The organism is Caulobacter sp. ALps2 (genome assembly GCF_058681635.1).
Genome location: NZ_CM178743.1, coordinates 2,611,727 through 2,635,138, shown reverse-complemented (window position 1 = coordinate 2,635,138; position 23,412 = coordinate 2,611,727). Strand labels below are relative to the sequence as shown.

23 protein-coding genes are annotated in these 23,412 nt (G+C 68.3%); 13 read left to right on the top strand and 10 right to left on the bottom strand.

Annotated features, from left to right (window positions below; all coding sequences use genetic code 11):
* Position 1: 1 nt before the first annotated feature.
* Positions 2-178: a helix-turn-helix domain-containing protein gene (locus tag ACW173_RS12565; protein ID WP_492085817.1), complete on the top strand. Its 177-nt coding sequence runs from the start codon at positions 2-4 to the stop codon at positions 176-178.
* 90 nt (positions 179-268) lie between these two features.
* Here the strand turns inward: ACW173_RS12565 and carB are convergent, their stop codons facing one another.
* A complete protein-coding gene (gene carB / locus ACW173_RS12560) occupies positions 269-3,568 on the bottom strand; it encodes a carbamoyl-phosphate synthase large subunit (RefSeq protein WP_492085815.1) in 3,300 nt (1,099 codons plus the stop codon).
* A 264-nt stretch (positions 3,569-3,832) separates the two neighbouring features.
* Here carB and ACW173_RS12555 point away from each other — a divergent pair, with 264 nt between their 5' ends.
* From ACW173_RS12555 to ACW173_RS12540, 4 genes are read left to right on the top strand one after another with little or no spacing between them, the layout of a single operon-like run.
* Positions 3,833-4,204: an ArsR/SmtB family transcription factor gene (locus ACW173_RS12555; RefSeq protein ID WP_492085814.1), complete on the top strand. Its 372-nt coding sequence runs from the start codon at positions 3,833-3,835 to the stop codon at positions 4,202-4,204.
* The gene (locus ACW173_RS12550; protein WP_492085813.1) at positions 4,201-4,659 is read left to right on the top strand and encodes an SRPBCC domain-containing protein; all 459 of its coding nucleotides are present in this window, start codon (positions 4,201-4,203) and stop codon (positions 4,657-4,659) included. Before ACW173_RS12555 ends, ACW173_RS12550 begins: the two co-directional genes overlap by 4 nt.
* Positions 4,656-5,336 carry a glutathione S-transferase family protein gene (locus ACW173_RS12545; protein ID WP_492085811.1) on the top strand — a complete coding sequence of 227 codons (681 nt, stop codon included), beginning with the start codon at positions 4,656-4,658 and terminating at the stop codon, positions 5,334-5,336. The genes ACW173_RS12550 and ACW173_RS12545 overlap by 4 nt, the downstream gene beginning before the upstream one ends.
* Entirely contained in the window at positions 5,333-5,971 is a 639-nt protein-coding gene (locus tag ACW173_RS12540) for a glutathione S-transferase family protein (protein WP_492085809.1), read from the top strand. The genes ACW173_RS12545 and ACW173_RS12540 overlap by 4 nt, the downstream gene beginning before the upstream one ends.
* Positions 5,972-6,095: 124 nt before the next feature.
* On the opposite strand, the gene ACW173_RS12535 is transcribed toward ACW173_RS12540, so the two are convergent.
* Complete coding sequence (locus tag ACW173_RS12535) at positions 6,096-6,596, bottom strand: winged helix-turn-helix transcriptional regulator (RefSeq protein ID WP_492085808.1); 501 nt, start codon at positions 6,594-6,596, stop codon at positions 6,096-6,098.
* 236 nt (positions 6,597-6,832) lie between these two features.
* Between ACW173_RS12535 and ACW173_RS12530 the strand changes: the two genes are divergently transcribed.
* Together ACW173_RS12530 and ACW173_RS12525 are read left to right on the top strand one after the other, a co-directional pair.
* Positions 6,833-8,020 carry an acetyl-CoA C-acyltransferase gene (locus ACW173_RS12530; protein WP_492085806.1) on the top strand — a complete coding sequence of 396 codons (1,188 nt, stop codon included), beginning with the start codon at positions 6,833-6,835 and terminating at the stop codon, positions 8,018-8,020.
* Positions 8,021-8,067: 47 nt separating this feature from the next.
* Positions 8,068-8,337 carry a GNAT family N-acetyltransferase gene (locus ACW173_RS12525; RefSeq protein ID WP_223393346.1) on the top strand — a complete coding sequence of 90 codons (270 nt, stop codon included), beginning with the start codon at positions 8,068-8,070 and terminating at the stop codon, positions 8,335-8,337.
* Here the strand turns inward: ACW173_RS12525 and ACW173_RS12520 are convergent.
* A complete protein-coding gene (locus ACW173_RS12520) occupies positions 8,334-8,834 on the bottom strand; it encodes a winged helix-turn-helix transcriptional regulator (RefSeq protein WP_492085804.1) in 501 nt (166 codons plus the stop codon). The two genes, ACW173_RS12525 and ACW173_RS12520, sit on opposite strands and share 4 nt — an antisense overlap.
* A gap of 102 nt (positions 8,835-8,936) precedes the next feature.
* Between ACW173_RS12520 and ACW173_RS12515 the strand changes: the two genes are divergently transcribed.
* Positions 8,937-9,737: an SDR family NAD(P)-dependent oxidoreductase gene (locus ACW173_RS12515; protein ID WP_492085803.1), complete on the top strand. Its 801-nt coding sequence runs from the start codon at positions 8,937-8,939 to the stop codon at positions 9,735-9,737.
* A 110-nt stretch (positions 9,738-9,847) separates the two neighbouring features.
* On the opposite strand, the gene ACW173_RS12510 is transcribed toward ACW173_RS12515, so the two are convergent.
* Positions 9,848-10,417, bottom strand: coding sequence for an OmpA family protein (locus ACW173_RS12510; RefSeq protein WP_492085801.1), 570 nt, complete (start codon positions 10,415-10,417; stop codon positions 9,848-9,850).
* A gap of 299 nt (positions 10,418-10,716) precedes the next feature.
* The gene (locus ACW173_RS12505) at positions 10,717-11,586 is read right to left on the bottom strand and encodes a LysR family transcriptional regulator (RefSeq protein ID WP_492085799.1); all 870 of its coding nucleotides are present in this window, start codon (positions 11,584-11,586) and stop codon (positions 10,717-10,719) included.
* 99 nt (positions 11,587-11,685) lie between these two features.
* On the opposite strand from ACW173_RS12505, the gene bla reads away from it, so the two are divergent.
* From bla to ACW173_RS12490, 3 genes are all read left to right on the top strand, one after another.
* A complete protein-coding gene (gene bla / locus ACW173_RS12500) occupies positions 11,686-12,588 on the top strand; it encodes a class A beta-lactamase (RefSeq protein ID WP_492085798.1) in 903 nt (300 codons plus the stop codon).
* Between the two features lie 264 nt (positions 12,589-12,852).
* Positions 12,853-13,167, top strand: a complete 315-nt coding sequence (locus ACW173_RS12495) for a hypothetical protein (RefSeq protein WP_492085797.1) — start codon at positions 12,853-12,855, stop codon at positions 13,165-13,167.
* Positions 13,168-13,252: 85 nt separating this feature from the next.
* Complete coding sequence (locus tag ACW173_RS12490) at positions 13,253-15,883, top strand: glycoside hydrolase family 3 C-terminal domain-containing protein (protein WP_492085796.1); 2,631 nt, start codon at positions 13,253-13,255, stop codon at positions 15,881-15,883.
* A 3-nt stretch (positions 15,884-15,886) separates the two neighbouring features.
* Here the strand turns inward: ACW173_RS12490 and ACW173_RS12485 are convergent, their stop codons facing one another.
* The gene (locus ACW173_RS12485; RefSeq protein WP_492085794.1) at positions 15,887-16,855 is read right to left on the bottom strand and encodes an SDR family NAD(P)-dependent oxidoreductase; all 969 of its coding nucleotides are present in this window, start codon (positions 16,853-16,855) and stop codon (positions 15,887-15,889) included.
* A gap of 105 nt (positions 16,856-16,960) precedes the next feature.
* On the opposite strand from ACW173_RS12485, the gene ACW173_RS12480 reads away from it, so the two are divergent.
* The gene (locus ACW173_RS12480) at positions 16,961-17,539 is read left to right on the top strand and encodes a TetR/AcrR family transcriptional regulator (protein WP_492085792.1); all 579 of its coding nucleotides are present in this window, start codon (positions 16,961-16,963) and stop codon (positions 17,537-17,539) included.
* A gap of 138 nt (positions 17,540-17,677) precedes the next feature.
* On the opposite strand, the gene ACW173_RS12475 is transcribed toward ACW173_RS12480, so the two are convergent.
* Both ACW173_RS12475 and ACW173_RS12470 read right to left on the bottom strand, forming a co-directional pair.
* Positions 17,678-18,151, bottom strand: coding sequence for a GatB/YqeY domain-containing protein (locus ACW173_RS12475; RefSeq protein ID WP_492085790.1), 474 nt, complete (start codon positions 18,149-18,151; stop codon positions 17,678-17,680).
* Positions 18,152-18,247: 96 nt separating this feature from the next.
* On the bottom strand, positions 18,248-18,580 hold the full coding sequence (locus tag ACW173_RS12470) for a hypothetical protein (protein ID WP_492085788.1): 333 nt from the start codon (positions 18,578-18,580) through the stop codon (positions 18,248-18,250).
* Between the two features lie 364 nt (positions 18,581-18,944).
* Here ACW173_RS12470 and ACW173_RS12465 point away from each other — a divergent pair, with 364 nt between their 5' ends.
* On the top strand, positions 18,945-19,904 hold the full coding sequence (locus tag ACW173_RS12465) for an IS110 family RNA-guided transposase (RefSeq protein WP_492081387.1): 960 nt from the start codon (positions 18,945-18,947) through the stop codon (positions 19,902-19,904).
* A 63-nt stretch (positions 19,905-19,967) separates the two neighbouring features.
* Here ACW173_RS12465 and clpB read toward each other — a convergent pair whose 3' ends face one another.
* Positions 19,968-22,547 (bottom strand): ATP-dependent chaperone ClpB, encoded by a 2,580-nt coding sequence (gene clpB / locus ACW173_RS12460; RefSeq protein WP_492085785.1) that lies wholly within the window; start codon positions 22,545-22,547, stop codon positions 19,968-19,970.
* A gap of 97 nt (positions 22,548-22,644) precedes the next feature.
* The gene (locus ACW173_RS12455) at positions 22,645-23,409 is read right to left on the bottom strand and encodes a M48 family metallopeptidase (protein ID WP_492085783.1); all 765 of its coding nucleotides are present in this window, start codon (positions 23,407-23,409) and stop codon (positions 22,645-22,647) included.
* Positions 23,410-23,412 lie beyond the last annotated feature (3 nt).

Sequence of the window (23,412 nt, the reverse complement as noted above, 5' to 3'; positions counted from 1 at the left end):
CTTGGAAACGCGGCCTTTCGACCCCGCCGAATACCTCGATAGCGAAGAGGCGATCGCCGCCTACTTGGCGGATGCTCGCGCCGGCGACGCCGAGGAGATCGCCCACGCCGCCAATGTCGCTGACCGCGCGCGGGCCCTGATTGACGCTCGTCGGAGCAACATACCGAAACGGGCCTGAGGCTCGCACAAACGAAAACCGCCGCGACGGCTGTGACGCTGTCGCGGCGGTTCTGTTCTTCGGCTCTCCTGTAGGGGAGAGCGCCTAGCCCTACTCCGCCGCGTAGCTCTGCAGCGGACGTACTTCCAGGGCCTCGTCCGGGGCGCCGGCGATGGCTTGAGCGGCAGCCAGCGCGCCAGCGCTGGTCGTGTAGTACGGCACCTTCATCATCAGCGCGGTGCGGCGGATCTCGAAGCTGTCTTCAAGCGCCTGCTTGCCCTCGGTGGTGTTGAACACCAGCTGGACGCCGCCGTTCTTCATCACGTCGACGATGTGCGGACGGCCTTCCAGGACCTTCTTCACGTGCTCGACCGCGATGCCTTGGCTGGCCAGATAGGCTTGGGTGCCTTCGGTCGACAGCACCTTGAAGCCGGCGGCCTGCAGCAGGCGGACCGGCTCGACGATCCAGGGCTTGTCGCTTTCCTTGACCGAGACGAACGCCGTGCCCGAGCGCGGCAGCTTCACGCCGCCGCCCAGCTGGCTCTTGGCGAAGGCGCGGGCGAAGGCGGGCGCCATGTCGGCCTCGCCGTCGCGCTTCCAGTCCAGGCCCATGACCTCGCCGGTCGAGCGCATTTCCGGGCCCAGCACCGTGTCGACGCCGGCGAAGCGGGCGAACGGGAAGACCGCTTCCTTGACCGCGATGTGGTCGTACGGAATGTCCTTCAGGCCGAAGCTGGCCAGGGGCTCGCCGGCCATGACCTTGGCGGCGATGGCGGCGACCGGCTGGCCGATGGTCTTGGCCACGAACGGCACGGTGCGCGAGGCGCGTGGGTTCACTTCCAGCACGTAGATGCGCGGATTCTCGCCGTGCGGCTCCTCGATGGCGAACTGCACGTTCATCAAGCCACGGACGTTCAGCGCGAGCGCCATCTGCACCGTCTGGCGCTTCAGCTCCTCGATGGTCTCGGCCTTCAGCGAGAAGGGCGGCATCGAGCAGGCGCTGTCGCCCGAGTGGACGCCGGCTTCCTCGATGTGCTCCAGCACGCCGGCCACGAACACGTCCTTGCCGTCGCACAGGGCGTCGACGTCCACTTCCGTGGCGCGGCTCAGATAGTGGTCCAGCAGGATCGGGTGCTCGAACGAGATCTCGCCGGTGTTGGCGATGTAGCGTTCCAGGTGCTCGTGGTCGCGGATGATCTCCATCCCCCGCCCGCCCAGCACGTAGGACGGACGCATCACGAACGGGAAGCCGATCTCCTCGCCGGCGGCGCGGGCCTCTTCCCAGGTGCGGGCGATGGCGTTTTCCGGCTGGGCGATGTTCAGGCCGTTCAGCAGTTGCTGGAAGCGCTCGCGGTCCTCGGCCAGGTCGATGGCGTCGGGGCTGGTGCCCAGGATCGGGACGCCGGCCTCTTCCAGGGCGTGGGCCAGCTTCAGCGGGGTCTGGCCGCCGAACTGGACGATGACGCCGGCCAGCTCGCCCTTGCTCATCTCGACATGCAGCAGCTCCAGCACGTCCTCGGCCGTCAGCGGCTCGAAGTACAGGCGGTCGGAGGTGTCGTAGTCGGTCGAGACGGTCTCGGGGTTGCAGTTGACCATGATCGACTCGACGCCGATCTGGTCGAGCGCGAAGGCCGCGTGGCAGCAGCAGTAGTCGAACTCGATGCCCTGGCCGATCCGGTTGGGACCACCGCCCAGGATGACGGCCTTCTTGCGGCTCGAAGGCTCGCTCTCGCACTCGGGGATCTGGCCCAGCGCGCCCGTCTCGTAGGTCGAGTACATGTAGGGCGTCGAGGCCAGGAACTCGCCGGCGCAGCTGTCGATGCGCTTGAAGACCGGACGGACGCTGAGCTCCTGACGCAGGGCGCGCACGGCGCCTTCGTTGGAGCCGGTCAGCTTGGCCAGGCGCGCGTCGGAGAAGCCTTGCGCCTTCAGGGCGCGGAAGCCGGCGGCGTCCTTGGGCAGGCCACCGGCGCGGACCCAGCCTTCCTGGCGGATCAGCTCGGCGATCTGGCGCAGGAACCAGGGCTCGTACGAACAGGCGGCGTTGACCTCTTCCACGGTCAGGCCGTGGCGGAAGGCCTGGGCGATGACGCGCAGGCGGTCGGGGGTCGGCGTGCCCAGGGCGCGGATCACCGCGGCCTTGCCGGTGTCGGGATCGTCGGCGCCGTGGATCTCGACTTCGTCGAAGCCGGCGAGACCGGTCTCCAGACCGCGCAGGGCCTTTTGGACGCTTTCCTTGAAGGTGCGGCCGATGGCCATCACTTCGCCGACCGACTTCATGGCCGTGGTCAGCAGGGGCTCCGAACCCGGATACTTCTCGAAGGCGAAGCGCGGGATCTTGGTGACGACGTAGTCGATCGAGGGTTCGAACGAGGCCGGGGTCGCGCCGCCGGTGATGTCGTTCTTCAGCTCATCCAGGGTATAGCCGACGGCCAGGCGCGCGGCGACCTTGGCGATCGGGAAGCCGGTGGCCTTCGACGCGAGAGCCGACGAGCGCGACACGCGCGGGTTCATCTCGATGACGACCATGCGGCCGTCGGCCGGATTCAGCGCGAACTGGACGTTCGAGCCGCCGGTCTCGACGCCGATCTCGCGCAGCACGGCGATCGAGGCCGCGCGCATCCACTGGTATTCCTTGTCCGTCAGGGTCAGCGCCGGGGCGACGGTGATCGAGTCGCCGGTGTGCACGCCCATCGGGTCGATGTTCTCGATCGAGCAGACGATGATGCAGTTGTCCGCCGTGTCGCGGACCACTTCCATCTCGTATTCCTTCCAGCCGAGGACGCTCTCTTCGATCAGCACCTCGGTGGTCGGCGACAGGTCCAGGCCCCGTTCGACGATCTCCTCGAACTCCTCGACATTATAGGCGATGCCGCCGCCGGTGCCGGCCAGGGTGAAGGACGGACGGATGATCGCCGGCAGGCCGACGAACGCCAGGCCTTCGCGGGCCTCGTCCATGTTGTGGGCGGCCTTGGACTTGGGGCTCTCGAGGCCCAGCTTGTCCATGGCGTCGCGGAACTTCTGGCGGTCCTCGGCCTTGTCGATGACCTCGGCCTTGGCGCCGATCATCTCGACATTGAACTTGGCCAGGGTGCCATCGGCCTCCAGCGCCAGCGCGGTATTCAGAGCGGTCTGGCCGCCCATGGTCGGGAGCAGCGCGTCGGGGCGCTCCTTCTCGATGATCTTGGCGACCATCTCCGGGGTGATCGGCTCGATATAGGTCGCGTCCGCCACGTCCGGATCGGTCATGATCGTGGCCGGGTTCGAGTTCACCAGGATAATGCGGTAGCCCTCGGCGCGCAGAGCCTTGCAGGCCTGGACGCCCGAATAGTCGAACTCGCAGGCCTGACCGATGACGATCGGGCCCGCGCCGATGATCAGGATCGAGGAGAGGTCTGTTCTTTTGGGCATCGTAAACTCGCGCGCAGAGACACGGTCGCGCACATCCGCGCGCCCGCTGCCGACCATCTTGCAGGTTAAGCCGCCCGTTTAGAGAGGGAGTCGGTCTGGCGCAACCCCGGAAGCGGCGACCATGGTTACGCTCGCGACGCGAGACGGCTCAGGCCCTTCGACCACCGCCGCTTTGCATGGCTTCGCGACCTTCGCCGAACGTCGGTTGACAACACCCGAGCCCTTAATTTAACAATCACGTTAATTAGCAAACTCGTTAAATAGATGACCGATCCCCTGACCGCCACTTTCGCCGCCCTCGCCGATCCGACCCGCCGCGCCATCCTGGCCCGGCTGGCCAGCGGCGAGGCCACGGTCAACCAGCTGGCCGAGCCGTTCGACATCAGCCTGCCCGCCGTATCGCGCCACCTGAAGGTGCTGGAGGGCGCGGGGCTGATCAGCCGCACGCGCGAAGCCCAGGCCCGGCCCTGCAAGCTGGAGCCGGAGGCCCTGCGGCGGGCCTATTCCTGGATCGATCACTACCGCCGCTTCTGGGACGAGAGCTTCGACCGCATGGCCGACTATCTGGCGCAGCTGCAGGCCGAGGAAGCCGCTCCCTCCAAGGACAACAAGACCCCGAAGGATTCTCAGGCATGACCGACACCGTGGTGATCCAGGACGACGAGCTCCTGATCGAACGTATCTTCGACGCGCCGCGCGAACTGGTGTTCCGCGTCTGGACCAAACCCGAGCACCTGATGAAATGGTGGGGCCCCAAGACCTTCACACCGCTGGCCATCGAGCAGGATTTCCGCGTCGGCGGCGCCTATCGCTACGGCATGCGCAGCGAGGAGGGTCGCGAGGTCTGGAAGTCGGGGATCTACAAGGAGATCGTGCCGAACGAACGCATCGTCATGACGTTCAAGTGGGACGACGGGGCCTGGGACGTCGACAACCTCGTCACCGTGACCCTGCTGACCATGGCCAGCGGCCGCACGCTGTTCCGCTTCCATCAGGCGCCCTTCAAGACCGTCGAGGCCCGCGACTCGCACATCGGCGGCTGGAGCAGCCTGTTCGACAAGCTCACCGCCTATCTGGAGACCGTCCAATGAGTGTGATGACCCAAACTCCCGCCACCGTCTCTGCCTTCGCCTGGGTTCCCGACTTCGCCAAGGGCCACGTCCGCGACCTGCGGGTGCGCTGGGCCCTGGAGGAGGCAGGCCTCTCCTACGGGACCCAGATGCTGAGCCCCGGCGACAATGCCGGCGCCTATCGCGACCAGCAGCCGTTCGGCCAGGTTCCAGCCTATCGTGACGGCGAGGTCGAGATGTTCGAGAGCGGCGCGATCGTCATGCACATCGCCGAGCGGACGGAAAGCCTGATGCCGCGCGACGCGGCCGGTCGGGCGCGGGTCCAGACCTGGATGTTCTGCGCGCTGAACACCATGGAGATCCCGATCGGCGCCCTGGCCGACATCGACATCTTCAACGCCGGCGCCGAGTGGACCAAGGAGCGCCGCCCGGCCGTCGAGGCCTTCGCCCGCAAGCGCCTGGCCGAGCTGGCCGTCCGCCTGGGCGACAACGCCTATCTGGACGGCGACCGCTTCACGGCCGGCGACCTGCTGATGACCGACGTGCTGCGCAACGCGCCCGCCGCCCTGCTGGCCGAGCAGCCTCGGCTCGCGGCCTATGTCGAGCGCTGCATGGCCCGTCCGGCCTTCCAGAAAGCCCTGGCCGCGCAGATGGCCGACTTCACCGGCGCGCCGCCTCCGGGATGGAACCGAGCATGAGCGACCTGATCATCTGGACCTACGACTGGACGCCCGACGGCCCGCGCGGCTTCGTGCGGGACGTGCGGCTGCGCTGGGCGTGCGAGGAGGCCGGCCTGGACTACGCGGTCCGGACCATCCCCTTCGACGGCCGCGAGACCAACCATCTGGAGCGCCAACCGTTCGGCCAGGTCCCGTACCTGAACGACGGAAAGCTGGAGATCTTCGAGAGCGGCGCGGGGCTGCTGCACCTGGCCCGCAAGAGCGACACGCTGATGCCTCGCGACCCGGTCGGCGAAACCGAAACCCTGCAATGGACGATCGCCGCTCTCAACTCGATCGAGATGGTCAGCGTCCCATGGTGGTTCCTCAAGATCCGCGGCGACGAGGACAACCAGCTGACCGGCTGGCTAGTCCAGCGCCTTGACCATCTGGAGCGGATCTTCAACGAGCGACAATGGCTGGCGGCCGACCGCTTCACGGTGGCGGACCTGCTGATGGCCGACGTGCTGCGGGTTCCGAAGGTGCGGGCGTTCGGCGACCGCCCGGCGACCGAGGCCTATGTGGCGCGGATGACGGACCGTCCAGCGTTCCGGAAGGCCCAGGCCGACCAGATCGCGCTGTTCGAGGCGGCCGATGCGAGGAGAACGGCGTAGCGCCTTCCAAGCCCTCTTTCCGAGAGAGCGACTGTCTGGCTCGTCAAGCGGCGATGGGGATCCAGCGCGCTTTGTTCTTGAAATTCGCGACGTCGAACCCGGTAGAAATCCAGGAAGCGAAAGCTTACTCCGCGGCGATCTTCACGGCCTCGAGGGCCTCGCCGACCGTCAGCCCCTGGGCTTCCCGTGGCGCGCGCTCGAGGTCTCGGCGCTGGACCACCTCGCCGCATTCCTCGCAGGCGAGGACGGGATGGAAGGCGCAGCCACAGCTCTTGTGGCGGAACAGGACCGGCGACTTGTCGCGGCCGTAGACGTGGCGGTCGCCCCATTCGGACATGGTCAGCAGCACCGGCGACAGGGCCAGGCCTTTCTGGGTCAGCCAGTATTCGTGGCGCGGCGGACGCTCGGAATAACGCCGGGTTTCCATGACGCCGTGGCTGACCAGGGTCTTCAAGCGCGCGGCCAGGACGTTGCGGGCCACGCCCAGCCGCTCCTGCCATTGCTCGAAGCGCTTCACCCCGGCGAAGGCGTCGCGGAGGATCAGCAGGGTCCACGGATCGCCCACGACCTCGAGGGTGGCGGCGACCGAGCAGCGTTCGTTCGTGTAGTCAGCGGTGCGGCCCATTCTGGCAGGGTGCTGCGTTCCTCGAGGGAAAGCAAGAGACCGTTGCGTTTGAATATGAACTGCCGTACGTTTTTAATCGCAATTGACTCTCTCGGTTATTGCACGACTGGCGGGGAGGCCGCGGCCACGGCCGATGTCTCCTCGCCCCTTTCCCATCACGATCTCGCAACCCTCTTGCGCATGATCGGGTGATGAGGGCCTATCTCGCCTCAAAATACTCCAATGGAGCCCGTTTCATGTCCGCGTCCGATCCCGTCGTCATCGTCTCGTATGCCCGCACGCCGATGGGCGGCTTCCAGGGCGCGCTAGGCGGAGTGAAGGCTACCGAGCTGGGCGCGGCGGCGGTCAAGGCGGCCATCGAACGCGCCGGCGTTTCCGGCGACAAGGTCGAGCAGATCATCATGGGCTGCGTGTTGCCCGCGGGCCTTGGCCAGGCCCCGGCCCGCCAGGCGGCGCTGGGCGCGGGCCTGCCCCTCTCGGTCGAGGCCACAACCGTCAACAAGATGTGCGGCAGCGGCATGCAGGCCGCGATCATGGCCCACGACGCCCTGGCGGCCGGCTCGGTCGACATGGTGGTGGCCGGCGGCATGGAGAGCATGACCGGCGCGCCCTACCTGATGTCCAAGCACCGCGCCGGGGCCCGCATCGGCCACGACCAGATGTGGGACTCGATGTACCTCGACGGCCTCGAGGACGCCTACACGCCCGGCAAGCTGATGGGCGCCTTCGCCGAGGAGACGGCGGCCCAGTACCAGTTCAGTCGCGAGGCCATGGACGACTACGCGACCAAGGGTCTGGCCAAGGCCAAGCACGCGATCCAGAGCGGCGCCTTCAAGGCCGAGATCACCCCGGTCACCGTGACCAGCCGCAAGGGGACCGAGGTCGTCGACACCGACGAGCAGCCGCTGAAGGCCGATCCGGCCAAGATCCCCACCTTGCGCCCCGCCTTCGCCCGCGACGGCGGCATCACGGCGGCCAACAGCTCGTCGATCAGCGACGGCGCCGCCGCCCTGGTCATGACCCGCGAGAGCGTGGCCAAGGCCCTGGGCCTGCCGATCGTCGCCCGCGTGGTCGCCCACGCCGCCCACGCCCACGAGCCGGGCCTGTTCACCACCGCCCCGGTCCCAGCCATGAAGAAGGCGCTGAAGAAGGCCGGCTGGGAGGTCTCGGACGTCGACCTGTTCGAGGTCAACGAGGCCTTCGCCGTCGTCGCCATGATCGCCCAGCAGGAGCTCGGCATCCCGGACGACAAGCTGAACGTCAACGGCGGCGCCTGCGCCCTGGGCCACCCGATCGGCGCGTCGGGCGCGCGGATCCTGTGCACCCTGATCAACGCCCTGCGGGCGCGCGGCGGCAAGAAGGGCCTGGCGTCCCTCTGCATCGGCGGCGGCGAGGCCACGGCCATGGCGGTGGAGCTGGTCTGATCCTATCTGGGGCGGATCAGATTGCCGTTGAGACGCGTTCACTCGTCATGACCGACACCTTCCGCCACAACCCCGAACTCAGCCGCTATGAGCTGGAGGAGGACGGCCACCTGGCGTGGGCCGACTACCAGCGCTCGGGCCACCGGCTGGTGATCCCGCACGTCGAGGCCGACATGCCGCTACGGGGCACCGGCGCCGCCGGGCGGCTGATGGGCAAGGTCGCCGAGACGGCCCGCGCCGAGGGCATGCGGATCACCCCGCTGTGCTCCTACGCGGCCGCCTGGCTCAAGCGGAACGACCCGGATCTGATCGCCTAGGGTTTCGCCGCCCCGGCCGCCATGAAGGCCACCCGGTCCAGCACCTCGGGTCCGGCGGCGGGGCCAGGCCTATAGTCGAAGTGCTCGCCGGTGATCGGCTTGCCGCTGATCCGGTCGACCATGATCGGCTCGGCCGGAACGCCTGTCTCGCGGTCGACCAGTTGGCCCGCCACGCCCTCGACGGCGAAGTGGCGGTTGCCGAAGGCCAGCATCGCCGTCAGCACCGGCGCGAAGTCGCGGCCCAGGTCCGTCAGCAGATATTCGTAGCGCGGCGGCCGTGCGCTATAGGCGCGCTTCTCCAGCATCCCATTCTCGACCAGCCCGCTCAGCCGCTTGGTCAGAATGTTGGGCGCCACCCCAAGGCTCTTCTCGAACTGGTCGAAGCGGGTCAGGCCCTGGGCCGCGTCGCGCAGGATCAGCAGGGTCCAGCCGTCGCCCACCCGCTCCAGCGTGCGGCCGACCGGACATTGGGTGGGAGGGCGTTCAGATTTGCTCATGACAAAAGATCTGGTTAGTCACTTGCGATTTGCAAGTTGCTCCATAGCTAAGCGTGGAGCCGGACCGATGGGGCCTCGGCGAGGGATACGAGGAACCACACCATGAGCGACAACACCAGCAAAGGCACGGCCCTGATCACCGGCGCCTCCACCGGCATCGGCGCGGTCTATGCCGACCGCCTGGCCAAGCGCGGCTACGACCTGATCCTGGTCGCTCGCGACGAAGCCCGCCTGAGCACGCTCGCTGACCGGCTGCGCGCCGAGACCGGCGTCAAGGTCGAGGTCATCAAGGCCGACCTGACCGACAAGGCCGCGCTGCTGACGCTGGAACAGCGCCTGGCGACCGACGCCGCCATCACCGCGCTGGTCAACAACGCCGGCGTCGCGGGCTCGAACGACTTCGTCGGCTCGGATCCCGATGCGTTCGAGAAGCTGATCCAGCTGAACGTCACGGCCGTGACCCGCCTGGCCTCGGCGGCGGCCCGCAACTTCGTGCCGCGCGACACGGGCGCGATCATCAACCTGGCCTCGGTGGTCGGGCTGATGCCGGAGCTGAACATGCCGGTCTATGGCGCGAGCAAGGCCTTCGTGACCTACCTGACCCAGGGCTTGCGGGTGCAGTTCGCTCAGTCGGCGGTCCGCCTGCAGGCGGTGCTGCCTGGCGCCACGCGGACCGAGATCTGGGAGCGTTCGGGCTCGGATATCAACGCGATGGACCCCGGCATGATCATGGGCGTCGATGACATGGTCGACGCGGCTCTGGCGGGCTTCGACCAGGGCGAGCTGGTGACGATCCCGTCCCTGCCGGACGCCGCCGATTGGGACGGCGCCGTGGCCGCCAAGGCCAAGCTCTACCCGAACCTTTCGCGTAGCGAGCCAGCGGCTCGCCTCCGGAAGGCCTAGGAGAGCGGAAAGCTCGCCGGCGCGGCGCTCACTCCCGCGCCGGCGAGTCCGCCCTGACGGTTTCCTACTGGGTTGATGCGCACCAGTGGGAACCCGCCTGGAACGCGAAACTAGCTGAGCACCATCACGACCACGCGGCGGTTCTGAGCCCGGCCTTCGCGCGTTTCGTTCGGGGCGACCGGGGCTTCCTGGCCGTAGGAAATCGTCGCCATCCGGTTCAGGGCGACGCCGTGGCCGCTGAGGAACTTGCGGACGGTCTCGGCGCGCTTCTCGCCGAGCTCGTCATTGTATTCCTTCGAGCCCGAGTTGTCGGTGTGGCCCTGGATTTCCAGGTACACGTTCTTGTTGTCGCTTTTCAGCTTCTCGGTGAACTCCGCCAGACGCTGCTCGGCTTCCGGCGACAGGGTCGCGGCGTTGACCGGGAACTTCACCGAGTCATCGCTCAGCACCAGGGCGTACTGGAACTTGCCCTCGGCCAGCTTGCCGGCCGCGATGGCGCGATCGAGCGCGTCCTTCGAGGTCTTGTCCAACTCGCCGATCTGGGTGTCGTGAGCGCTGACCCGCTCATTGACGGCGCCAACCTGAGTGTTGACGTACTTCTTGGTGGCGCAGCCGCTGACCGACAGGCCGCCCATCACCAGGGCGGCGGCGACCATCATCGTCTTCGTGCTTGCTATCATTGTTTCCATCTCGTCCGTCGAGCCTGCCCCAGTTCGTTTCGAGCTGGGAAAGCAGGCTCTCCTGCCTGATCTGAAAGGTCCTCTTGTCCGCTCGCGATGAACTCGAGAGCGGGAAGACCTCGTGTGAGGCGAGGCGTCCTGCAACGCTCGCAGGACCAAATCGGGCAGCCGAACTTGGCCAAAGATGGGCATGATTCCGGCGCTTCCGAGCCAAGCTATGCCTTTGATATGGTGACGTTTTCCGATGCCTATAGAACCGCGCGCAAGCGCCGTTTCCGGCGTTTGGTTCCGAAAATTCTTTATTGATTTTCAGTGCTGGAAAGCCACGCCTGGAAGGCCTTCAGAGCGGGCGTCGGGGCCTTGGACTTCAGCCAGGTCAGCCAGTAACGGCCAGCGCTGACCTGAGTCGGGAACGGCCGCACAAGGCGCCCCTGCCCCAGATCGCGAGCAAACATCATTGGCGGCGCCAACGCCACCCCCAATCCTTGCATGGCCGCCTCGACCATCACCCAGGAGCTGTCGAACACCGGCCCGCGGATGGGCGGCGGCGACAGGCCGGCGGCGGCGAACCAGTCGGGCCAATCGGCGGCGCGGTAGCTGCGCAGCAGGGTCTCGCCGAACAGATCGGTCGGCTCGGCGATCCGCTCGGCCAGGGCCGGGGCGCACAGCGGGCTCATCGGGGCCTCGACGAGGGGAACCGCCTCGGCGCCATGCCAGGCCCCGTCGCCGAACCGCACCGCGCAGTCCAGCCCCTCCCCCGCCAGGTCGGTGCGGTTGTTGTTGGTGAAGAGCCGCAGGTCGACGAATGGATGGGCCTCGCGGAAGGCCGGCAGGCGCGGCAGCAGCCAGCCCACCGCGAAGGTGCCCACGACCCCGACGCTCAGCACCTCCAGCACCCGGCCCCCCTCGAACCGCGCCAGCACGTCGTCCAGCCGGTCGAACGAGTCCCGCACGCTGGGCAGCAAAGCGAGGCCCTCGTCGGTCAGGGCCAGGCCACGCGGCAGGCGGCGGAACAGGGCCGCGCCCAGACGGGCCTCCAGCCCCTTCACCTGGTGGCTGACGGCGGCCTGGGTCACGCACAGCTCGATCGCCGCCCGCGTGAACGACAGGTGCCGGGCCGAAGCTTCGAAGGCGCGCAGGGCGTTCAAGGGCAACTGGGCGCGGCTCATTAAGGATGACCCTAGCTGAACTAATGGGTCCGCCAAGGTATCGTCGTTTGCGGCGGAGGCCAGCCCCCGGCAGGTTCGGCGGGCAAGGAGACCCCACCCATGTTCCACCGTCGCAAGTTCTTAACGGCCCTGGCGGCCGCGCCTGTTGTCATGCCCACACTGTCGAAGGCTGCCCTGTTCAGCAGCACGCCGCCCTCCGCCCTTAGCTCACGTATTAACGAATTGGAGCAGCGCAGCGGCGGACGCCTGGGCGTCGCGGTGCTGGACACCCACACGGGCCGCCGGTTCGCCTGGCGCGGCGACGAACGCTTCCGCATGTGCAGCACGATCAAGCTGCCGCTTTCGGCCGCCATTCTGCGCCGCGTCGACCAGGGCCGCGAGCGCCTGGATCGCCGGATCTCCTACGGCCGCGAGGTGCTGATGGGCAATTCGCCCGTGGTCGAGAGACATGTCGAGGACGGCATGACCATCGCCGCCCTGTGCGCGGCGACGATCACGGTCAGCGACAACGCCGCCGCCAACCTGCTGTTCGAGGCCCTGGGTCCGGGCGACGGCGGTCCGGCCGCCCTGACGCGCTTCCTGCGCGCCATCGGCGACCAGACCACCCGCGGCGACCGCCTCGAGCCCGAGCTGAACACCGGCGCTCCAGACGATCCGCGCGACACCACCACGCCGACGGCGATCACCGATACCTGGAAGACCCTGCTGCTGGGCGACGCCCTCTCCCCCGCCTCACGGAAACAGCTGACCGCCTGGGTCGTCGCCAACAAGACCGGCGACAAGCGCCTGCGGGCGGGCCTGCCCAAGGGTTGGCGGGTCGGCGACAAGACCGGCAACAACGGCAAGGACACCACCAACGACGTGGCCATCGCCTGGCCGCCGGGGCGCAAGCCGGTGCTGATCGCGAGCTTCCATGATCGGGGGAGCTCGGATGACGACGCGCGCAACGCGGTGCTGGCCGACGTGGCGCGGGCGGTCGTGGCGGCGGGATTCGGACGGTAGAAAGTTATCCACAGGGCTCTCCTCCCCCTTCTCCCCGTGCGGGAGAAGGTGTCGGCGGAGCCGACGGATGAGGGGTCGCGCGGCGGATCCGGCTTTCGCCCCCTCACCCGACCCGCTTCGCGGCCCCCCCTCTCCCGCGAGGGGAGAGGGGAATTCCCGTGCCTATCCCCGCCCAGTCACCGACGTTTCCGTTACCCCACAACCCCTTACCCAAAAACATCCGTTTCCTGTCCCCACCCCTCCGCGCGCCCTCATGATCTTCCCATGAGCCAGCCCCAAACCCCCTCCACCTGGTGCGCCGACCTGCAAGCCAAGCTGATGGCGGCCCTCGACGCCGCCTGGGCGCTCGCCGAGTCCACCAACGACCCGGCCGTGATCGCCAAGGCCCGCGACAAGGCCCGGCTGTGCGGCCAGATGGCGGCCGAGGTCCGCAAGGTCGCCGCCATGGTCCCGCAACAAAAGCTCCGCCAGCTGCCGGCCATGATCCAAGAAGCCTTCGACCGTCCGGATAGCGAAAAGCCGCCGGCCGCTCAGGCGGCGGCGATGCAAGCGGCGCTGAGGAAGCTGAAGCGACGGTAGAGGCCGCTCTTGTTACCGGTAACTTTTCTGCTAGCTTCCCCGCGCTGACACCGGTGATCAAACCGGGACGGGGAGGAAATCGACCATGCTGAAGACCATCGCGCCGTCGCTGATCGCGCCATCCTTGCTGGTATTGGCTATCGCCTCGTCCGCGACGGCTCAGACCCTCCCCTATCAGGATCCCAAACTGCCCGCCGCCCAGCGCGCCGCCGATCTCGTCGCGCGCATGACGCTGGAGGAGAAGGCCGCGCAGCTGCGCCACGCCGCGCCGGCCATCCCGCGCCTAAGCGTCCCCGCCTACAACTGGTGGAACGAGGGCCTGCACGGCGTGGCCCGGGCCGGCGAGGCCACGGTCTTTCCGCAGGCGATCGGCCTGGCCGCGACCTGGGACGAGCCCTTCATCCACGAGGTGGCCGACACCATCGCCACCGAGTTCCGCGCCAAATACGTGGAGAAGGTCGCGCCTGACGGCTCGACGGCCCAGTATCGCGGCCTGACGGTCTGGTCGCCCAACATCAACATCTTCCGCGACCCACGCTGGGGCCGGGGCCAGGAAACCTGGGGCGAGGACCCGCACCTGACCGCGACCCTGGGCTCGGCCTTCGTCGAGGGGCTGCAAGGCCCTGACCTGAACCACCTGAAGACCCTGGCCATGGCCAAGCACTTCGCCGTGCACAGCGGCCCAGAGGCCGACCGCCATCGTGATGACATCCACCCCTCGCGCCACGATCTTGAAGACACCTACCTGCCGGCCTTCGAGGTGCTGGTGACCAAGGCCAAGGCCCAGTCGGTGATGTGCGCCTACAACGCCGTCGACGGCCAGCCGGCCTGCGCCAGCGACATGCTGCTGAAGGACAGGCTGCGCGGTCAGTGGAAGTTCGACGGCCACGTGGTCTCGGACTGCGCCGCCATCGCCGACGTCTACCTGCCGACCTCGCACGCCTACCGGAAGACCGCCGCCGAGGCCTTCGCCGTCACGGTCAAGGCCGGCACCGACCTGCTGTGCGACTTCGGCGGGGCCAACGGCGTCGAGGCGCCCGCCATCGTGGAGGCCGTGCGCGCGGGCCTGGCGACCGAGGCCGAGGTCGACCAGGCCGCCCGCCGCCTGTTCGAGGGCCGCATGCGCCTGGGCCTGTTCGATCCGCCCGGCTCGGGTCCCTGGGGCAAGATCACCGCCGCCGACAACGACACCCCGGCTCACCGCGCCCTGGCCCTGAAGGCCGCCCAGAAGGCCATGGTGCTGCTGAAGAACGACGGCCTGCTGCCGCTGAAGACCGCGCCGAAGTCGATCGCCGTGATCGGTCCCAATGCCGACAGCGTCGACGCCCTGGTCGGCAACTATAACGGCACGCCGTCCAAGCCGATCACGGTGCTGGCCGGGATCCGCGAGCGCTTCCCCGACGCCAAGGTGACCTATGTCGCGGGCACGGGCCTGATCGGTCCGCCCAGCGCGCCGGCGCCGGACACGATCTTCTGCCAGGACGCCGCCTGCGCGGCCAAGGGCCTGAAGGTCGAGGAGTTCGCGGGGCTAGAGCTGGCCGGCGCGCCGATCGCCACCCGCGTCGACGCCAACGCCAACTTCCGCTGGGGCTGGCCGACGCGGACCGCGCGGCAAGCCTCGATCCGCTGGAGCGGCTTTGTCACGCCGACGCAAAGCGGCCCGCACAGCTTCTCCATGGATGGCGAGCGCGGCTGGCGCATCATGATCGACGGCCGGCCGGTCGCCGAAGCCTGGGACACGATCCAAGATCCGGGCCAGGCCCAGACCGTGATGCTGACCGCCGGCAAGGCCTACGCCATCACCATCGAGGCGCGTCAGGACAGCAATCGCGGCGGCCAGCGCCTGACCTGGAGCCAGCCCGCCGACAATGCCGACACGGCCATCGCCGCGACCAAGGACGCCGACCTGATCGTCTTCGTGGGCGGCCTGTCGGCCCGCGTCGAGGGCGAGGAGATGCCGGTCCACGCGCCCGGCTTCGCCGGCGGCGACCGCACCAGCCTGGACCTGCCCGGCCCGCAACAGACGCTGCTGGAGGGCCTCGTCGCGACCGGCAAGCCCACGGTGCTGGTGCTGGTCAACGGCTCGGCCATGGCGGTGAACTGGGCCGACAAGACCGTCCCGGCGATCGTCGAGGCCTGGTATCCCGGCGGCGAAGGCGGCAAGGCGGTCGCGGGTCTGCTGGCCGGTGACTTCAGCCCGGCCGGCCGCCTGCCGGTGACCTTCTACCGCTCGGCCGACCAGCTGCCGCCGTTCAAGGACTACACGATGGCCGGCCGCACCTATCGCTACTTCACGGGCGAGGCGCTGTATCCGTTCGGCTACGGCCTGTCCTACACCAGCTTCAAGTACGGCAAGCCGGTGCTGAGCGCCGCCAAGGTCAAGGCCGGCCAGCCGCTGACCGTCAGCGTCGACGTCACCAACGCGGGCGGCCGTGACGGCGACGAGGTGGCCCAGCTGTACGTCACCCGCCCCGGCGTCGCCGGCGCCCCGGCGCGGGCCCTGAAGGGTTTCCAGCGGGTCACCCTGAAGAAAGGCGAAACGCGCAAGCTGACCTTCGCCCTGGACGCGGCCGCCTTCGCCACGGTCGACGCCGAGGGCAAGAAGAGCGTCGCCCCCGGCGCCGCCGACCTGTGGATCGGCGGCGGCCAGCCGGTCTCGCGCCCGGGCCTGGCCCCGGCGGCCGGCGTGGCGGCGAAGGTCGAGATCGGCCGCTAGCCTCTAGAACGTCTCGCCGACCATCTTCTCGCTCAGCGCCCACAGGGCCTGGGCGTTGGCCGGATCAAGCGCGTAGCCACGGACGCCGGCGCGGACTTCCGAGGCGTCCTCGACCCGCTTGGCGACGTGGCAGTCCTCGCAATAGAGGCCGCCGACCTCCTCGGCCGGGGCGACGACGCCGGCCCAGACGCTGGTGGCCGCGCCCCGCGGGATGGTCTTCCACTGGAAGGCGTCCTCGCCCTTGGCGGCGGCCTCGGCGTTCAGGCTGTCGATCATGCCCTGAAGGAAGGCCGGATCCAGGTGACGGGCCAGTTCGGTCTGGATGCCGCCCGGATGCACGGCCACGGCGCGCACGCCGCGATCCTTGTGACGGCGGTCGAACTCGACGGCGAACAGGATGTTGGCGGTCTTGGAACGGCCATAGGCGACGAACGGCGCGTACTCGGTGGTCTCGAAGGTCGGGTCCTCCAGATTGACGTCCGAGAAGCGGTGGCCCGACGAGGCCAGCGACACCACCCGCGACCCGGCCTTCAGCAGGCTGGCGATGCGGTTGATGAATACGAAGTGGCCCAGATGGTTGGTCCCGAACTGGGTCTCGAAACCGTCGACGGTCTTGCCGAACGGCGTGGCCATGACGCCGGCGTTGGCGATGACGATATCGAAGCCTCGGCCGTCCGCGACCAGGGCGTCGGCGGCGGCGCGGACGCTGGCCAGGCTGGCCAGGTCCAGTTCGATCAGCGACAGCGAGCCGCCGCTTTTGGCGGCCGCCTCGCGCACGACGGCGGTCGCGCCCTCGGCCTTGGCCAGGTCGCGAGCCGCGCCGACCACGTCGGCGCCGTGGGCGGCCAGGGCGCGGGCGGTCTCGACGCCCAGTCCGGCCGACACGCCGGTGACCAGCACCCGCTTGCCCGTGAGGTCGACGCCGGCCAGGACCTGGTCGGTGGTGGATTGCGCGCCGAATGGATTGCTCATGACTCTCTCGATCCCTTGCAGGGTTGTTGTGCGAGCCGATCCGGAGGATAAGTGGAGGAAGGCTCCGGATACATATTCGGAGGCAGCCTCCACTTTTCAAGATCGATGCCTGAAGAATCTGAGATCAAGGCCCGGAAGCCGCGCGCCGACAGCCTGCGCAACCGCGACCTGCTGCTGAGCGCGGCCAAGACCGCCTTCGCCGAGACGGGCGCGGAAGCCCCGCTGGAGGACATCGCCCGCCGGGCCGGCGTCGGCATCGGCACGCTCTATCGCCACTTCCCCACCCGCGAGGCCCTGGTGGCGGCGGTCTATGCGCGAGCGCTGGACCAGCTGGCGCGGGCGGCCGACGACCTGCTGGCCAGCCGCCCGGCGGGCGAGGCGCTGGAGGCCTGGCTGGACCTGCTGATCGACTACATGGCCACCAAGCGCGTCGTGGCCCCCGCCCTGCAGGCCGACCCGGGCGAAGGCTCGCGCGTCTACGCCAGCGCCGGCGCGACCATCCTGCCGGCCTTGCAACGCCTGACCGAAGCCGCCCACGCCGCCGGCGACATCCGCGCCGACATCGGCTTCGAGGACATCCTGCGCATGATGAGCGGCCTCAGCATCGGCTACGAACAACCCGGCTGGGACATCGGCGCGCGACGCCTGCTCAGCGTGATGATGGCGGGGCTGCGGGCGGGGTAAATCTCGGCGCCCTGCTTGAGGACGGCGATCGCGGCCTTGTTGTCGCCCAACGCCAGCAGCGCCTAGCCGCGGCCGTTCAGCTCCTACATCGGCCGAGCCGGCTCGGATTTACCGCGAGACTGCTCGGTCGCGCTCAATTCAAGCCTTGGCCAACGCGCTGGCCGCCTTGCCGTCGTACCGGCCGCCGAAGCTGGTCTTCAGGTGGGCCATGATCGTCCCGACGTTGGCGCCGGGGTTCTTGGCGCGGAAGTCGTTGATGGCCTCGCGCAGTTCCGACTCCGTCATCTGCTTTGGGCCGTACGAGGACAGGATCGCCAGTTCGGTTTCAGCCGCCTTGGTCCGCTCGTCCACCTTCGACACATCGCCAGCGGCTTCGATCAGACGCGCGCGTTCGGTCGCGAGGTTTTCCAGCGTCAGCTTCGTGTTCTTCAAGAACTTCGCGACGGTCGCGACAACCTTTTCATCGGTGACTTCGGTCACCCCGCGCTTGAATTCTTCGGTCGTGATCTGCGTGGCTTCGCCGATCAATGTGGTGAGCACGTCGGCTTTCAGACGGTCGTTCAGCTTGCGCGCCGCGAGTTGGTCAGCTTTGAGTTCGTCGAGCAAGGCCATGTCGTCGTCCTTTCAGTTCACTCTATTCGCGAGTGCTTAAGAGCACGGGCGAGGCGTAAGTCACGAGGCGTTATGCGGGCTGAAATCCCGACGCCCTTACGCCCCCTCCTCGTCCACGTAGATCACCACCGGTTTTCCCCGCGACAGCGGCTCCCAGCCGGCCTCGATGGCCGAGGCGATGGCCTTGGCGACGATGCGGACGGGGATCTGCGAGGGCTTCAGGGGCGGGGCGCTGAACTTGGGCTTGGGGCCGGGCGGGAACTCGATCAGCGCCTCGCGCTGGCCTTCCTTGTGGCGGGCGGCGATCACCTTGCCGTGGCGCTCCGACGGGTCGTAGTTCCACTGCGGCAAGCGGTGCAGACGCCAGACATAGGGGGCGCCATCGATATCGATGTCGAACTCGACGGTGAGCTTGGTGGTTTTGGCCATGCGAGGGAATAACCCGACGCGGCGCGAAGAAAAAGAGCCGGGCCTCAAAGCCCCCTTCTCCCCTTGCGGGAGAAGGTGTCGCCGCGGGCGACGGATGAGGGGTCGCGCAAACGAAACCGCCGCGACCAGCGGCAGGGCCAGTCGCGGCGGATACGATCTTCACCCCCTTGTCTGTGGGCGATTGTCGTAAGGTGTTGCGGTCTTCCGGGACGCCCGCCTGGCGCGCCAACGCCAAGCGGGCAGTCGGCGGAGGGGCCGATAGCCCCTGAGCGTTGGGCGCTGAGGGTGAGCAGGGCCGCCGCCGACGTTTCATGACCCGGATGGTTGCAGGGACGGATGGGTCCGAAGCCACAAGGATGGGTCGATGGAACGGGTGCAGCGTAACACGACAATCGCCGGGATCGATGTGGGCAAGTCTTGGCTGGACGTGGCGATCCACGGCCAGGAGGAGGCGCGTCGGTTCGGCAACGACGAGGCGGGCCTGGCGGCGCTGATCGCCTGGCTGGTCGAGCAAGGCGTGGTCCGGGCGGGGTTGGAGGCGACGGCCGGCTACGAGCGGGCGGCGCGGTCGAGGCTGGAGGCGGCGGGCTTTGAGGTGATCGTCCACCAGCCGCTGGAGGTTCGGCTCTTTGCTCGGCTCAAGCGCTGGAAGGCCAAGACCGACCGGCTGGACGCGGCCCTGATCGCGGCGGCGACAGCCCAGGTCGAGGCGGTTCGAGCCGCCCAGGACCCGCGCTTGGTCGAACTGGCCCAACGCTTGACCGCCTATGAGCAGATTACCGACCAGGCCGCCGAGCTGAAGACCTTCATGGAGCACGTCGACCTGCCGGATCTGGTCGAGGCGATGGGCGAGCAGATCCAGAGCCTGTCGCGTCTCAAGGCCAGACTGGCCGCCGAGATCCTCGTTCGGATCAAGGCCCGCGCCGATCTTCTGGCGCGCTACCGCCTGCTGCTGTCGCTGCCCGGCGTCGGGCCGATCGTCGCCGCCAGCCTGGTGATCCGCATGCCCGAGCTTGGCGCCATGCGGCGCGGCCAGCCGGCCGCCTTGCTCGGCGTCGCCCCGTTCGACCGGCAATCGGGTCAATGGAAAGGCCAGAGCTTCATTGGAGGCGGTCGAAACCGACCCCGCCGAATGCTCTATCTCGCCGCCATCGCCGCCAAGCGCTGCGACCCAGGCTTCAAGGCCTTCGCCAGCCGCCTGCTCAAGGCCGGCAAGCCCCCAAAGGTCGCCATCGTCGCCGTCATGCGAAAGCTCATCGAGGCCGCCAACCTCGTTCTGGCCAGACAGCAGCCTTGGACCATGCAAACCACATCAACAACATAGTTGCTCACCCGACCCCGGCTTTCGCCGGGGCCCCCTCTCCCGCGAGGGGAGAGGGATGAGGTTCTACTGCAGCGTCGCTTTTCCAAACGACAGCTGGCCATCCTCGACCCCGACGGCGATGACGCCGCCGTCCTCGATCTCGCCGGCCAGCAGCTTGCGGGCGATCGGGTCGATCAGTTCCTTCTGGATCACGCGCTTCAAGGGACGCGCGCCATAGACCGGGTCGTAGCCCTTGTCGGCGATCCAGTTCAGGGCCTCGGCGTCGATCGACAGCGTCATGCGACGGTCGGCCAGCAGCTTCTCGACCCGCTTCAGCTGGATCGTGACGATATCGCCCATGTGCGCGCGCGACAGGCGCTTGAACAGAATGATCTCGTCGATCCGGTTGAGGAACTCGGGGCGGAAGTGGCCGCGCACCATGTTCATCACCAGCGGCCGGACGGCTTCCACGTCTTCACCCTCTTCCTGGTTGGCCAGGAATTCGGCGCCGAGGTTGCTGGTCATGATGATCAGCGTGTTGCGGAAGTCGACCGTGCGGCCCTGGCCATCGGTCAGGCGACCGTCGTCCAGCACCTGCAGCAGCACGTTGAAGACGTCCGGGTGGGCCTTCTCGATCTCGTCGAACAGCACCACCTGGTACGGACGGCGACGGACGGCTTCCGTCAGCGCCCCGCCCTCGTCGTAGCCGACATAGCCGGGAGGCGCGCCGATCAGGCGGCTGACCGAGTGCTTTTCCATATATTCGGACATGTCCATCCGGGTGATGGCGTGCTCGTCGGCGAACAGGAACTCGGCCAGGCTCTTGGTCAGCTCGGTCTTGCCCACGCCCGTCGGACCCAGGAACAGGAACGAGCCAATCGGCTTGGTCGGGTCGTGCAGGCCGGCCCGCGCGCGGCGGACGGCGTCGGACACGGCGGTCAGCGCCTCGTCCTGGCCAACCACGCGACCGCGCAGTTCGTCCTCCATCTTCAGCAGCTTCTCGCGCTCGCCTTCCAGCATCTTCTCGACCGGCACGCCGGTCCAGCGGCTGACCACGGCGGCGATCTGCTCGGCGTCGACGACTTCCGGCGTCAGGGCCTGGGTGTCGCCTTCCTCGGCCTCGGCCAGGCGGCGTTCCAGGGCCGGGATCTCGCCGTACTGGATCTGGCCGGCGCGGGCGAAGTCGCCGGCGCGCTGGGCGTTGGCCAGGTCGGCGCGCAGACGGTCGAGCGCTTCACGGGCTTGCGCGGCGCCGCCGACCTTTTCCTTCTCGGCCTTCCACTTGGCGGTCATCTCGTCGCTGCGGAACTGCAGGTCGTCCACTTCGACCTCGAGGTTCTCCAGGCGATGCTTGGAGGCCGCGTCGGTTTCCTTCGAAAGAGCCTCGCGTTCGATCTTCAGCTGCACCAGGCGGCGGTCGATCTCGTCCAGCTCCTCGGGCTTTGAGTCGATCGCCATGCGCACGCGGCTGGAGGCCTCGTCCATCAGGTCGATCGCCTTGTCGGGCAGGAAGCGGTCGGCGATGTAGCGGTTGCTGAGCGTGGCGGCCGCGACCAGGGCCGAGTCCGAGATGCGCACCCCGTGGTGGACCTCGTACTTCTCCTTCAGGCCGCGCAGGATCGAGATGGTGTCCTCGACCGTGGGCTCGCCGACGAACACCGGCTGGAAGCGACGAGCCAGGGCCGCGTCCTTCTCGACGTGCTTGCGGTACTCGTCCAGCGTGGTGGCGCCGACGCAGTGCAGCTCGCCGCGCGCCAGGGCGGGCTTCAGGAGGTTGGAGGCGTCCATCGCCCCGTCGCCCTTGCCGGCCCCGACCAGGGTGTGCATCTCGTCGATGAACAGGATGATCGAGCCCTCGGCGGCCGTGGTCTCGGCCAGCACGGCCTTCAGGCGCTCCTCGAACTCGCCGCGATATTTCGCGCCCGCGATCAGGCTGCCCATGTCCAGCGACAGCAGCTTCTTGTCCTTCAGGCTTTCGGGCACGTCGCCATTGACGATGCGCAGGGCCAGGCCCTCGACGATGGCGGTCTTGCCGACGCCGGGCTCGCCGATCAGGACGGGGTTGTTCTTGGTGCGGCGCGACAGGACCTGGATCGTGCGGCGGATCTCTTCGTCGCGGCCGATCACGGGGTCCAGCTTGCCGTCGCGGGCGGCCTGGGTCAGGTCGCGGGCGTAACGCTTGAGCGCCTCATAGCCTTCCTCGGCGTTGGCGCTGTCGGCGGTGCGGCCCTTGCGGATGGCGTTGGCGGCGGTTTCCAGAGCCTGGGCCGAGACGCCGGCCTCCTTGAAGAGCTTGGCCGCGTCCGCGCCTTCCTTGGCGATGGCGATCAGCAGGCGCTCGGTGGTGACGAAGGCGTCGCCCGCCGCCTTGGCGCCCTTCTCGGCCTCGGCGAAGACGCGGGCCGTGTCGGGCTTCATGTACAGCTGGCCGCCGGCGCCGTCGACGCGGGGGGTCTTGGCCAGCAGGGTCTCGACGCCGCCGTCCAGCTGGTCGGGGCGGCCGCCGGCGCTCTGGATCAGGGCGCGGCTCAGGCCGTCCTTCTCCTCGAGCAGGACCTTGAGGATGTGTTCGGGCGCGAACTGCTGGTGGCCACGGGCCAAGGCCAGACTCTGGGCCGACTGGACCGCCTGTTTGGCGCGGTCCGAATAAAGATCGATGTTCATGGTGTCCCCTTCCTAGGCGGATCTGGACGCGCTGCCTTGATCAAGCACAACGCGCTCCGATGGGGCATTTAGGTGTGGCCCATCGGCCACACAAGACCTACCAGCCTCGGCCGGCGAGATAACGTTCGAGTTCGGAAATCCGAACGGCGTCGGATGGGTGGGTCGAGCCCAGATCGCCGCCGCCGGACTGACCGGGTTGAGCGTCCTGGGCCTGCATGTTGCGCCACAGAGCGACGGCCTCGCGCGGCCGATAACCAGCACGGGCCATGAAGTCGACGCCCAGCTTGTCGGCCTCCAGTTCCTGCCTGCGCGAGAACGGCAACAGCACGCCGAACTTGGCCGCGTCATCGCCGTGGTCCTTCAGGAGCTTGCCGAAGTCGGTGCCGCCAGCCGCGGCGCCGGCGATGCCCAGCAGAATCTTGGAGGTTCGCTCCTGGGAGACGCGCTCGGCGGCGTGGCGGGCGACGACGTGGCCGGCCTCGTGGCCGATCACGGCGGCCAGCTGGTCGTCGTTCTCGACCAGGGCCAAGAGGCCGACCGTCACACCGACATGGCCGCCCGGCAGCACGAAGGCGTTCGGGGCCTCGTCCAGGAACACGGCGTAGTCCCAGGGCCGGTTGGCCAGGCCCGCCGCGGTGATCACCCGCTGGCCGACCGCCTGGACCCGGGCGTTCTTGCGCGGCTCCTTGGAGACGTAGCTGGTCCGCAGTGTGTCGGCCCAGGCCTTCTCGCCTTCGCCGACCAGGCTGTCGTCATTGACGATCAACAGCTGATCGCGGCCCAGGTCGGCATTGTAGGCGCAGCCGCCCAGCATGGCGGCCGCGGCCAGGAACAGCGGAACGGTCAGTCTGCGAAGGGCCATGGG

Coding starts and splice junctions, on each gene's coding strand:
- clpB (WP_492085785.1), bottom strand. CDS start 22,547: ATGAACATCGATCTTTATTCGGACCGCGCCAAACAGGCGGTCCAGTCG.
- ACW173_RS12495 (WP_492085797.1), top strand. CDS start 12,853: ATGAGCCAGCCCCAAACCCCCTCCACCTGGTGCGCCGACCTGCAAGCC.
- ACW173_RS12480 (WP_492085792.1), top strand. CDS start 16,961: ATGCCTGAAGAATCTGAGATCAAGGCCCGGAAGCCGCGCGCCGACAGC.
- ACW173_RS12455 (WP_492085783.1), bottom strand. CDS start 23,409: ATGGCCCTTCGCAGACTGACCGTTCCGCTGTTCCTGGCCGCGGCCGCC.
- ACW173_RS12470 (WP_492085788.1), bottom strand. CDS start 18,580: ATGGCCAAAACCACCAAGCTCACCGTCGAGTTCGACATCGATATCGAT.
- ACW173_RS12465 (WP_492081387.1), top strand. CDS start 18,945: ATGGAACGGGTGCAGCGTAACACGACAATCGCCGGGATCGATGTGGGC.
- ACW173_RS12550 (WP_492085813.1), top strand. CDS start 4,201: ATGACCGACACCGTGGTGATCCAGGACGACGAGCTCCTGATCGAACGT.
- carB (WP_492085815.1), bottom strand. CDS start 3,568: ATGCCCAAAAGAACAGACCTCTCCTCGATCCTGATCATCGGCGCGGGC.
- bla (WP_492085798.1), top strand. CDS start 11,686: ATGTTCCACCGTCGCAAGTTCTTAACGGCCCTGGCGGCCGCGCCTGTT.
- ACW173_RS12520 (WP_492085804.1), bottom strand. CDS start 8,834: ATGAGCAAATCTGAACGCCCTCCCACCCAATGTCCGGTCGGCCGCACG.
- ACW173_RS12475 (WP_492085790.1), bottom strand. CDS start 18,151: ATGGCCTTGCTCGACGAACTCAAAGCTGACCAACTCGCGGCGCGCAAG.
- ACW173_RS12540 (WP_492085809.1), top strand. CDS start 5,333: ATGAGCGACCTGATCATCTGGACCTACGACTGGACGCCCGACGGCCCG.
- ACW173_RS12545 (WP_492085811.1), top strand. CDS start 4,656: ATGAGTGTGATGACCCAAACTCCCGCCACCGTCTCTGCCTTCGCCTGG.
- ACW173_RS12535 (WP_492085808.1), bottom strand. CDS start 6,596: ATGGGCCGCACCGCTGACTACACGAACGAACGCTGCTCGGTCGCCGCC.
- ACW173_RS12555 (WP_492085814.1), top strand. CDS start 3,833: ATGACCGATCCCCTGACCGCCACTTTCGCCGCCCTCGCCGATCCGACC.
- ACW173_RS12525 (WP_223393346.1), top strand. CDS start 8,068: ATGACCGACACCTTCCGCCACAACCCCGAACTCAGCCGCTATGAGCTG.
- ACW173_RS12505 (WP_492085799.1), bottom strand. CDS start 11,586: ATGAGCCGCGCCCAGTTGCCCTTGAACGCCCTGCGCGCCTTCGAAGCT.
- ACW173_RS12485 (WP_492085794.1), bottom strand. CDS start 16,855: ATGAGCAATCCATTCGGCGCGCAATCCACCACCGACCAGGTCCTGGCC.
- ACW173_RS12530 (WP_492085806.1), top strand. CDS start 6,833: ATGTCCGCGTCCGATCCCGTCGTCATCGTCTCGTATGCCCGCACGCCG.
- ACW173_RS12510 (WP_492085801.1), bottom strand. CDS start 10,417: ATGATAGCAAGCACGAAGACGATGATGGTCGCCGCCGCCCTGGTGATG.
- ACW173_RS12515 (WP_492085803.1), top strand. CDS start 8,937: ATGAGCGACAACACCAGCAAAGGCACGGCCCTGATCACCGGCGCCTCC.
- ACW173_RS12490 (WP_492085796.1), top strand. CDS start 13,253: ATGCTGAAGACCATCGCGCCGTCGCTGATCGCGCCATCCTTGCTGGTA.